The organism is Paenibacillus anseongensis (assembly GCF_009757995.1).
Classification (GTDB): domain Bacteria; phylum Bacillota; class Bacilli; order Paenibacillales; family NBRC-103111; genus Paenibacillus_E; species Paenibacillus_E chondroitinus.
This window is the reverse complement of sequence record NZ_WSEM01000013.1, coordinates 13,175-24,624: the sequence shown is the minus strand read 5'-3', so window position 1 is coordinate 24,624 and position 11,450 is coordinate 13,175. Positions and strand designations below refer to the sequence as shown.

9 protein-coding genes are annotated in these 11,450 nt (G+C 45.3%); all 9 read right to left on the bottom strand.

Features of this window, described 5'->3' with window-relative positions; all coding sequences use genetic code 11:
- Positions 1-15: 15 nt before the first annotated feature.
- The 9 genes from GON05_RS14580 to gcvH all read right to left on the bottom strand — a co-directional run bounded on the left by GON05_RS14580 (position 16) and on the right by gcvH (position 11,303).
- The gene (locus GON05_RS14580; protein WP_157319802.1) at positions 16-2,073 is read right to left on the bottom strand and encodes an ADP-ribosylglycohydrolase family protein; all 2,058 of its coding nucleotides are present in this window, start codon (positions 2,071-2,073) and stop codon (positions 16-18) included.
- A gap of 62 nt (positions 2,074-2,135) precedes the next feature.
- Complete coding sequence (locus tag GON05_RS14575; protein WP_157319786.1) at positions 2,136-3,296, bottom strand: ADP-ribosylglycohydrolase family protein; 1,161 nt, start codon at positions 3,294-3,296, stop codon at positions 2,136-2,138.
- 81 nt (positions 3,297-3,377) lie between these two features.
- Entirely contained in the window at positions 3,378-4,850 is a 1,473-nt protein-coding gene (locus tag GON05_RS14570) for an extracellular solute-binding protein (protein ID WP_157319785.1), read from the bottom strand.
- Between the two features lie 31 nt (positions 4,851-4,881).
- Positions 4,882-5,766, bottom strand: a complete 885-nt coding sequence (locus tag GON05_RS14565) for a carbohydrate ABC transporter permease (RefSeq protein WP_127458487.1) — start codon at positions 5,764-5,766, stop codon at positions 4,882-4,884.
- 12 nt (positions 5,767-5,778) lie between these two features.
- Positions 5,779-6,705, bottom strand: coding sequence for an ABC transporter permease (locus tag GON05_RS14560; RefSeq protein WP_157319784.1), 927 nt, complete (start codon positions 6,703-6,705; stop codon positions 5,779-5,781).
- Positions 6,702-7,013 (bottom strand): DUF4387 domain-containing protein, encoded by a 312-nt coding sequence (locus GON05_RS14555; RefSeq protein ID WP_157319783.1) that lies wholly within the window; start codon positions 7,011-7,013, stop codon positions 6,702-6,704. Before GON05_RS14555 ends, GON05_RS14560 begins: the two co-directional genes overlap by 4 nt.
- Before the next feature lie 2 nt (positions 7,014-7,015).
- Positions 7,016-8,377, bottom strand: a complete 1,362-nt coding sequence (locus tag GON05_RS14550) for an acyclic terpene utilization AtuA family protein (RefSeq protein WP_157319782.1) — start codon at positions 8,375-8,377, stop codon at positions 7,016-7,018.
- 46 nt (positions 8,378-8,423) lie between these two features.
- Entirely contained in the window at positions 8,424-9,422 is a 999-nt protein-coding gene (locus GON05_RS14545) for a LacI family DNA-binding transcriptional regulator (protein WP_181646533.1), read from the bottom strand.
- A 1,491-nt stretch (positions 9,423-10,913) separates the two neighbouring features.
- On the bottom strand, positions 10,914-11,303 hold the full coding sequence (gene gcvH / locus GON05_RS14540; RefSeq protein ID WP_157319781.1) for a glycine cleavage system protein GcvH: 390 nt from the start codon (positions 11,301-11,303) through the stop codon (positions 10,914-10,916).
- Between the last annotated feature and the right edge of the window lie 147 nt (positions 11,304-11,450).

Sequence of the window (11,450 nt, the reverse complement as noted above, 5' to 3'; positions counted from 1 at the left end):
GATCCACCCACAAATTCAAATTTCCGTAAATCTAATATGTTTAAAATAAGTTCTCGCTGCAGTTCTTGTGCTTACACCAAACATACCGTAATCGAATGTATCGTCAGTGTGCTTCAAAACTTCTTGCCCGTCAATAGCAAATGTTAGGGTATTTCCCTGCACCGTCACTTTGAAATCATAATCTTTGCCCAGCTGCCAAGGGAACTCCGCACTCGCCAGCTTCGTGAACCCGAAGTTGTTGATATACAGAGACACTTGATTCGCTCCGTCAAATCCTACGTGATAACCTCTCATTGCGCCTTGCGCACGAACAGCCACCAAGTGTGAATGTCCGCTTTGAGGGTTGAGCTGAACAGATACGGAGTAATCTTTGGCAAAATAATTACCTGTATAGGCTTCGCTTGGCTCCGCCGTCATGAGATACATAGCACCATTCTCCAGGCTCCAAGCCCCGTTGTTATGCGCAAATGGCGTGATGCAGCCGAAGTTGCTCAATTGCTTGTTGAAATCAATTGTGTAATCTGCGTTGCCATAAATCCGGAATTCATCGATGAAAATGCGTCCCAAGCTTTTCGGCTTGCGAGTCGAATAAGCTTCCAACACGATACCGACCTCATCAATCAGTTCGCCTTCGGAATCCGGGAGCACAAATTCAATATGCACCCACTCTTGATCAACGAGCTTCACATAACCTTGTACAAGCTCTTTTTTGCTTTTGGACAGGCGCACATAAGGTGCGATCCCCATTGTTTCGTTGCCGCCCCACTGATCCAGGAAAATTTGCATGGATACTTTTTGGCCGGAGGATGCTTTAGGTGCAAATGTCGGTGAGTATCTTTCATCACTGAAATCATCGCGTGTATAAAATGGTTTGTAGAATACTTTTGATTTTTCCCCGCGAACCATACGGTCAAAGACGACTTCCAGAGAACCTGTTCCTTTGAAGGATTTCTCAGTGGAATGCTTCGCCTGACAGAAGAACGGATCCGAGATACGGATGTTATGTGTGGAGCCCGGCAGTTCGAAGTCGAAATAAATATCGTGCTCCGTGAAGCTTTCCACAAGGCCTTCCGGACAAGGAACATTCGCCAAGCGATGTCCGAGAATTGCCAATTCTTTTGCGTAGGTTGGAATATCAAGAATGTTCATGAAACCTGAAATCCCTGACATAACGATGGAGTCGTTGATCGGTTTGCGATACTTATCCGCAATACCTTCCAAGCCACAAGCTACACCAAGCACAGTACCAACGTTACCAGCGTTGCAATCCGTGTCCCAACCGCACATCGTAGCAATTTCAACCGTTCTGTTGAAGTCGCCTTGGCCGTAAATCATGGACAGCACGCAAACACCAGCATTAGGAATGATGTGGCACACGCCCGTATATTTGTCGTAGCCCCAGTCTCTTTCCAGCATATCTCGGCATGCTCTGAAATCATTCGGATGCTGCGCGTGGAACGCAAGAACCGCTCTGGACACTTTCGCATAAATCGAGTCAGCTGGAATTTGAGCCAAACCGGCTTCAATAATTTCATTGATATCGCTTGTTTCGAACGCTTTGGAAATAGCTGCGCAGAAAAATCTTGCGCCTAGCACGCCTTCGCCATCATGAGAAACGCGAGCTGCCGCTTCACCGAAGTCAGCCGCTTTTTTCGGATTGCAAGGATTAACGAGACCCCATGTGTCGATGAAAATTTGACCGCCGATTTGTTCGGCGATAATAAGTCCATTTTGCTCAATGGAGCCGGACTGTGGAGCTTCAATCCCTTTTTTCAAATTGATGTAGGCTGTATGCTCTGTGCTTACGCCATAACCGCCCCACCAGAACATCCCGATTCCCTCACGGGCATAGTTTAACCAAGCGCGAGCGACATCGTTAGGCGTAATATCGCGGTCTTTCGCATCGTCATACAACGCACGCAAGAAGTAGAAAGGACCATTCGCATCGTCGTCCGCTGCAAAGTTTTTAAATTCTTTGACGTAATCGGTAATGTCACCATATGTGCTTTGTATTCTTTCATAAGTCCAAATCGTCGGTTCTACCGGAGCGCCCAGTCTTATGCCAATGTTCATACCTAAGTAACCTGAATAAAGTTTTTCCAAATAATTAGAAGGAATCAACGATTACACCACCTTTAAATAATAGAACGAATCTGTTGTTGTCTACGGTTGCTGAGTGCAAGATCTTGCTCAATAATAAATGAGGCTGCTTCAATAAATTCATTGCAGTGTTTCTCGATTTCTTGCTTATTAATCTGTTCAATAATAGCAATTTCATCTTGCGGAATAGCCGCAACGCCATGCATAGCTCCAAGAATGGCACCAGCCATAACACCAATAGAATCCGTGTCGCGTCCAGAGCTCACTCCGTCTTTAACTACCTCCAATAAATCCCCATCATGCAAAATAATGTAAGCTAATGCCAAAGGAAGTTCCTCAATCGAGAACAATCGACTTGGGGTATAGTGGTTAGAAGGAATGCCTACTTTATGAATGCTTCGATTGACATCATCGCCCATTGGCGAGTATTTGGCCATTGCTGCATGCAGCTGCCCCACAACTTCAGCCCGATTATTCTTGATTGGCTTCAGGGATCGAGCGGTATCGCATAGGTCTTGAATCGCTTGTTTCGTACCATCTTTGGCATACGTTAAGGCTGTTTGAATGATATCTTCGACCGTCACACCAGGTTCAAAAGCTTTCGCAACACAGGCAGCCAATACGCCCGCCGCTTCCAAGCCATAACTGACCTGATGACCGGATGCAAAAAGAATCGCTTCATCATACGCTGCCTTCGGATTGCAAGCATTCACCATGCCGATCGGTGAGATATACATGGCAGCTCCGCAGTTAACCATATTGCCATAGCCGCCTTCACGAGGCTCGCAATTGGCAAGCACATGACGGTTGAAAATATGCTTCTCCGGATAAAACAAACGGTCCATCACCATCGCGACTTTCCCCAACTCGGGAATGTATTTGGGACGGAACGAGATTTCTTTGACAAACTCATTTGCCAGATCGTAAGCGTCTAGATGGCGGCGTTCAATGCCGTATACATTCATAAGCGCTAGCGTCATAAGCGTATCATCGGTAACGATGCCTTCGCCTCTCATCCTGCCGAGTCTCTTGTCTTCCGACCAATCCGCTTTCCACCATTTGGTCATCGTCGTTTCAACCCGACCATACTTTTCATAAATTTCATTAAACGTCATTTTCTCAACGACAGCGCCCATTGCATCGCCATACGCCGTACCAAAAACAACGCCTTTCACTCTATCAGCAAAAGTAACCATTTGACTTACTCCCTTCTACAGGGAGTGCAGGGCTGTTACGCCCCACACTTTGCAGTTCATTTATTGGCATCAAAGCCAGATTTACTTAATTGTTTTATTCGCGTAATCCGTTACATCTTTACCGCCTGCAGCGTTCCAAGCTTGAACGAATTTATCGAAATCAGCGCCGGTTTTCTTACCCGTTACGATGTCAGCAGCAAATTCTTTGTAAACGGCTGTAGCTGCATCCCATTTCGCTGTCAAATCAGCAGGCATAATGAAGATATTGTCTTTGGTGGAATTGCTCTCGAACATTTTGAGCGATTTCGCTGCCGGTTCCGAGAAGTAAGGTGTCGTTGGATCAAACTCTTTGTCTGGTGTGAAGCTAATCACAGACTCAACAAAGTGCGGGTACCAAGCGGCAAACTTATCTGTCAATTTGATTTTGTTATCTACGATTTGGTACTCGGAGCCTTCAAAACCAAGCTTATCCATCATTTGACCTTTTGGACTAGCCATGTATTCCAATACGGCAAAAGCCATATCTTTGTTTTTGGACGTTTTGGAAATCGCGAAACCGCGGCTTTCTTTGCTTGTGTCTACTGGTGTGTAGCCTTGTGCCTTCCCTTTTGCCGGCGGCAGAGGAACGACTTTCGCACCTGCACCATTTTGTGCCGTAGATTTGGAGTTATACAAGTCAATTACTTTCCCTTGTGTACCTGCCATGATCGCCGCTTGGCCATCATAGAATGCTTTTTCCTTCGTATCCCATTTCTTCGTCAGGAACTCAGGATCAAGCAAGCCTTCTTTGTACATTTTAGCGTAGAACTCTAATTTTTCTTTTTCAGACTGCGTTGTTTTGCCGAATTCGAATTTACCGTCTGTACCCTTGATCCAAGTAGTTGTCAATCCGAAGGCTTGCCCGAACATAGCGTCTAGCTCATCAAGATTGCCTGCCGTTGTGTAGGCATATTTCGCGCCGCTTTTTTCCTTCAACTCTTTGAAGAATGTGTAGTAGTTATCGATTGTTGGGTTTTCCAAAGCTGCTTTACCGGAAGCTGTTTTGTCCATCAAGTCTTGACGCACGACAGGAATAGCACTATTAACCGGTGATAACCATAGCAAGTAAGGGTAGTTCTTCATTCTTTCGATGTTATAAGGATTCATAGAAGCCTTAACATATTTGGATTTATCGATATATGGAGTCAAATCCTCCAAAATTTTCTGAGTCGTTGCGAATTGATAATCTCCGCCTTGGAAGTAGATCAGATCAGGGATATTGCCGCTTTGTAAGAGCAAGCCCATTTTCTCGGAATACGTACCACTTTGAACTGGCGTAATTTGCAGCTTGACATTTTTACCTTCTGCTTTCATGCCATCTTCGATGCCTTTAATCAATTTCTGAACGTTAGGATCGTCTGGTGCAAAATCTTTAGCTAAAATGGAAACTGTTGTAACCGCCTGGCCATTTTGCGTTGCGGATGGTGCAGAAGTGTTCGTTGAATTGTTCCCCCCGGAACTGCATGCTGTTGTGACCAGGACGACTGCTGCCATTGCAAAAAGCGCTTTTTTCATTTGGATTGCCTCCCAAGATAATGTTTGAATACTATTCTTTTACGCCGCCTTCCATTACTCCTTTGGTATAATGCTTCAGAATAATGGGATATAGCATTAGAATCGGAACCATAGCAATGACAATCGTAGCCGCTTTCAAGGACGAGAAGTCCAATTGTGCGATATGGTTATTTTTCATCAAATCAGCCGCACCGACCAAGGTTGTCGTGTCTCCTTCAACAACGAACTGCCTGAGCAATACTTGCAGCACGGTGTTGCTTCGACTCGATAAGAAAATGCTCGATTTGAAAAACTCATTCCATCTAGCCACCGCATAGAACATACCGATTGTCAAAAGCGGAATGCGGGACAGCGGTAAGATAATCCGCATGAACACGGTCATGTGCCCAGCGCCATCGATTTTCGCAGCCTCAACCAGGGAATCCGGTATTTCTTCAATAAACCGCATCATAATGATCAAATAAAAGACGTTAATCGTGCGGTAGAGAACCATCGCCCAAAGATTATCCAGCAAGTGCAGGTCTTTGATGACCATATATTCTTGGACAATCCCCGGTTCAAAAATCATGATAATGATGAGGAAAATCATGATCGGCGTTTTACCGACCAGATTTTTACGCGTTAATACGTAAGCTGTAATGGTAGTGAAGAAAATGCTGAAAGCCGTTCCGACAATCGTAATAAATAAAGAGTTCATTAACGCTTTCCCGACGATCGGATTGCTGAGCACAACCTGGAAATTGATGAACGAGAAACCTTTTGGCAAAATGTCATAGCCGTGCAGCATATGAACTTTGTTAGGGTTCGAGAAAGCTTTGGCGATCAAGTTCATGATCGGTACAAACATCGTCAGCGATATGAGGATGAGTATGGCACCGAGCACTAATTTGGTGAACGAAAATTTTTGGACACTCATGCTAGCTCCTCCTTACCATGCGCCTTTCGAGGTCAGTTTCTTGGAAATGAAATGCGTGGAAAGCACCAGCACGACCCCAATCATACTTTTGAACAAATTAGCCGCTGTGGCGAATGAATATTGACCGTTGATCAAACCAACGCGGTACACATAAGTATCAATAATATCAATCCGGCTATTGACGGAATCATTTGTGAAGTTCAACACTTGATCCAGTCCTGCATTCATAATAAATCCGACATTCAGAATGAAGATGGTCACCATCGGAATATACAGATGAGGCAGTACAATTCGCGTCACAATGTGCCAGCGGTTGGCTCCATCCACATGCGCCGCTTCATACAAACTTTGATTCACACCCATGATGGCTGCAAGGAAAATGATCGAATCCCATCCGATATTCCGCCATGCTTCACTGGCCACAAGCACCCATCTGATCGCTGATTTATCAGTCAAAAAGTCGTGCGGTTGAAACCCGAAAACTTGAATGATCTCGTTCACTACACCGTTTGATTTGGATAAAAAGTCGAACCATACCCCGGCAATAACGACCCAGGACAGAAAGTGCGGCAGATACGAAATGACTTGAATCGATTTCCGAAACTTTCCGTTAATGAATTCGTTAAGGATGAGCGCGAAGATGATCGGAATTGGGAAAATAAGAAACATTTTCATCGCACTGATGATGAGCGTATTTTTTAATACTTGTTCAAAGATCGGCGTGCTGAAGAGCTCTCGAAAATATTTCAATCCAACAAAAACGTTATCTCCAAGAATCTGATAATCATAGAAAGCTAGCTTCATGCCGATAATCGGCCAGATGTGAAAAATGATAAAATAAGCGATTCCTGGCAAAAGCATCAAGTAGAGCACTTTGTCGCTCCACATTTGTTTAACTTTAGAATGCGTTCTGATTTGAATCGACTCCTTTCCTATCATACGTCGACTTCCAATTCCATCAGTGGGGCATGCTGTTGAGCTCCGTATACGTCACGATCCAAAAACGTGCCTGAAGAAACTTTCCGCGCGAACGTAATTTTGAAGCCGAGTGCTTGATCGAAAAAGACGATATGCATGATCTTATCTTGCTCAATGTTGTAAAGCTTCGATACCAAATCTTTGTTAATGATGCCGGAACTCTTGATTTTGTAATACTTCTCCGGATCTGTAAAAAGGGCATCCACCGTAATTTCAAACGGTCCGCTGTTTTTGCTTCTCAGTACTTTCGCTGCATCTACTAGCTTCATAATTACACCTCGATATACTCGTTGCGGAACATCTCCACGCCATCCGCAACTTGCATCAAATGATAAACAGAGAATTCATACACAGCGCCGAAAGGGATATCACTTGGGGCAAAAGGGAATGCTAGATTACCCGCTGTCGATTTCCTGCCCTCATAGCCGTAATGCAAGAAGGTAGATCTGACGGAGCTGCAAATCGTGTTCGCCAGCTCTTGTGTTTTTGCAATAACTTCGAAGACGACGCCTAATTCATGACCGGCTGTTTTTTGCGGCTCCAATTCACCTAACACACCGTTAAGGCCGTAATTGATGAAATTGATTTCATAATCCTCTTGCGGTATTTCGCTGTAATACTCCCAAACCTGCTGTTTGACCAGGTCCTCAACTTCTTCAATCCGTTCGATCAAAAGTGGATCGCGGATGCCTGCGACGACGAGCGTACGGTAAGCGACCTTCATTGCGCCTTCGAGCTTGATTTTATATTCAGGGGTTGGCATGATCCGGCTGCCGCGAACCTCAACGCTATCGTCTCCCAATTCCTTAAACTCACAATGTTCAAGATCCAGAACAAGTCCAGGACCATGAAGCAGATAAGGATGATCCTTCTCATAAAACGTGTGCGCAGCTACGGAAACTGCCGTGCATTTACGTTTGTCGTTCAGCGGTTTGACGATAAAAGAATCTTTGGTCAGAATGCCCAGCATGCAATCTTTCGTTGTCCCCGGTTCTGCACAAAGCGCTGAGCATTCAAGAATTTTACCCAAATGATAAGCAAGCGCTGTATCAAAACCATGATGCATGGCTACCGCGGCAAACGGCGAAGGGTCGTAAGCGCGACCACAGATGATAATGTTAGCGCCTTCTTGAAGCGCTGCGATAATGGGTTCATGTCCCATTTGGGCGACAACACCGTTCGTAGCTTCCAATCTTTCCTTGGTAAGCGTCTTCACTGCAACGCCAAGAGGTTCGCACTCGCCTGCTGCTAACTTAGCTTCCACAACCTCTTTCGGAATATCCGCCCAGATTGTCGCAACTTTCAGCCCGGTAATGTTGTTTTCCTCAAGGATTTCCATAATAATCGCCCGTGTCCATTCAACATGGACCTTTGCGCCGCTTCCTCCGGCAGATCCGATAATGACCGGAATCTTGGCTTCAGCGCCCGCTACAATCATCAGTTCCAGATCTTTTTTGCAGGCTTGTTTGCTGACAATCGCCGTACCCGCTCCTAATTTGTGAGGACCGGCATCCGTTGATCCGGCATCCACGACGATCGCATCCGGTTTATGTTCCATCCCTCTTATAAACGATGACTTCGGAAATCCGTAACCCAACATCCCGCAGGGCGCCAAAATTTTGAATTGTTCCATTGCTTTACAACCTCCACTGTCCATCATCCGATTCGATAGTTCATTCTTATCTTTTTCTTCTCGTTGACTCGCGAGGAATGAGTTTGACATCGAATAGATGCGTTTGATCTTCGCTGTTGTCACCCTCGATTTTCTTAATAAGAAGCCGTGTTGACAGCATCCCCATATCATAAATCGATTGTGCGACCGTCGTAATTTCCGGCTCTACGATGACCGTAAGGTCGATTCCGTCAAAACCGCACAACGCAACTTGATCAGGGACGCGCACGCCCATTCGCTGCAATTTCTTAAGTGCTCCAACCGCCATCGTATCGTTGCCGGCAAAAATCCCATCAATATCAGGATGGCGCTTCATCAGGTTTTCAACCGCTTCCATTCCACCGTCGACGCGGAAATAACCAGGTTCGACGAGGCTTGGCGAATACCAAGGAAAATGTTTCACAGATTGCTCATATCCCATGAATCGCTCTCTTCCGGTTACCGTATCCTGCGGGCCGTAGATATGAGCAATTTTCGTGCAGCCCTCATCGAGCAGATGCTGTACAGCTTGCTGCGCCCCTTCCAAATGCTTGGAACTTACGACCGTGCAAGAAGTCTCGCGCGGCGCTCTATCCAGCATAATGAAAGGAATTTTCTCATTATTCAAAGCATCAACATCGTCAGAACGAAGGCTGTAGGAAGCAAACAAAATGCCATCTACATACCGCTGCTTCAGCACCCTGATGTAGGTTTGCTCCTTATCTGCTTGATTATCCGAATTGCATAGGATCACCGTATACCCATACATGCGTGCAACATCCTCAACAGCTCTAGCCAACTCCGCAAAGAATGGGTTCGTGATATCCGGGAATATTAAGGCGATCGTTCCTGTCTTTCTTCCTGCAAGCCCTCTAGCCATCGCGTTCGGTTCGTACTGAAGCGTTTTGATCGCTTGCTCTACTCGCAATTTTGTTTCTTCGTTGACATATCCGTTTTTGTTCAAATATCGGGAAATGGTCGCTACGGAAACGCCTGCCAACTTTGCTACATCTCTGATTGTTGCCACTGGTTACGACTCACTCCTACTAAAAAGCAAACCCGTACTCTTAGCAAAGAAATCCTTGCGTAGGGTACCGGTTACATGCTCCCGAAATTTTCCTTTATCTCGATAAATACTATTATTTACACATTGCATATTTATTATTTATGTTACCGCGATAAACGATGTGTAACCGGTTACCTATTTCATGTTTCTTATTATATGCCTCCTCTTTAAAAGCTGTCAAGTCCAAACTCAGTTTTACCGACAAAAATCGACTTTTTCCTCGGAGGTGGTATTTGGTTTATCTACTTCTGCCGTTCAAGGCGTGTTTATGCAGGTTTTCCAGCGTATTGCGTATCCTAAGCACGCCTAAACACGCCTAAGCACGCGCTCAAGCGCTAGATTGCACTTTGTGCAATTTGAGAGCGCTTTACAAGCTCCAACCCTTACCTTGATTGTACTTTTTACAACCATTTGACCTCTAGAGGGCTGTTTTGACCACTTCTCCCCCCAAATGGTTGTATTTTGTACAACGGAGCAGACAATATGAAGGGAAAATATATGTTTTGGTTGTACTAAGTACAACATAGGTTGGATGCTTGTTTACCCTAACTTCAACAGTCGGATGAATGCACGTTTACATGGGGCTTATCTACTTCTGCCGTTCAAGAGCGTGTTCAGGCTCGAGTTCGGGCGAGTGTTCGAGTCCAGTCTGTGTTCAAGCGGAGTGTGCGTACATTATGCTCGCAGTTGCGTTCAAGCGGGGTTCGGGCGAGTGTTCAAGAGCAGCGCTTTACAGGCCACACTCCTTTGCTTCATTGCACTTTGTGCAATTTGAGAGCGCTTTACAAGCTCCGACCCTTACCTTCATTGCACTTTTTACAACCATTTGACCTCTAGTGGGCTGTTTTGAACCCTTCTCCCCTAAAATGGTTGTATTTTGTACAACGAAGCGGCTGTTATGGGCAGAAAATATGTGTTTTGGTTGTACTAAGTACAACATAGGTTGGATGCTTGTCTACCCTAACTACAACAGTCGGATGAATGCACGTTTACATTGGGTTTATCACTTCCGTCCGCTTTCAAGTGCGTGTTCGGGCTCGAGTTCGGGCGAGTGTTCGAGTCCAGTCTGTGTTCAAGTGGAGTTTGCGTACATTATGCTCACAGTTGCGTTCAAGCGGGGGTTCGGGCGAGTGTTCAAGAGCAGCGCTGGCTCAAGCGCTATATTGCACTTTGTGCAATTTGAGAGCGCTTTACAAGCTCCACCCCTTACCTTCATTGCACTTTCTACAACCATTTGACCTCTAGTGGGCTATTTTGACCCCTCCTCCCCCCAAATGGTTGTATTTTGTACAACGAAGCGGCTGTTATGGGCAGAAAATATGTGTTTTAGTTGCACTAAGTACAACATAGGTCGGATGCTTGTTTACCACATCCCCGAAAACAAAAAAACGAGCCCTACTATCGAAAAATCGATAGCTAGGAACTCGTTTTTTTTAGCAAAAGCGCCGCGTCTTACTCGTTGCCGATATACGAAGCATACTCATCAGCCGTCAGCAAACCTTCAAGCGCATCCGCGCCGGAAACCTCAACCTCAACCATCCAGCCTTCGCCAAACGGCGCACTGTTTACCAGTTCCGGTGATCCTTCCAAAGAGCTGTTCACAGCTGTTACCTTGCCGGATACAGGCGAGAAAATGTCGGAAACCGTTTTGACGGATTCCACGCTGCCGATGCTTTCATTTGCGGTAATGGATGCTCCAGCCTTAGGCAGTTCAACAAACACAATATCTCCCAATTGATCTTGGGCAAAATCAGTAATACCTACACGAACTACTGTGTCCGACAGCTTTTCTACCCACTCATGTTCTTTGGTGTATAACAAATTGGCTTGTACGTTACTCATCGTTTTACGCCTCGCTTACCAGCAAATTTTGCTTTTAGCTTAATCTAATGGGAACATCAAAGTCAAGGCGGACGAAGGTAAATTTTATGAAAAGTAACAATTGACAATTCACACCTTCATAGGCAAAAATTAATACAATACTACAAA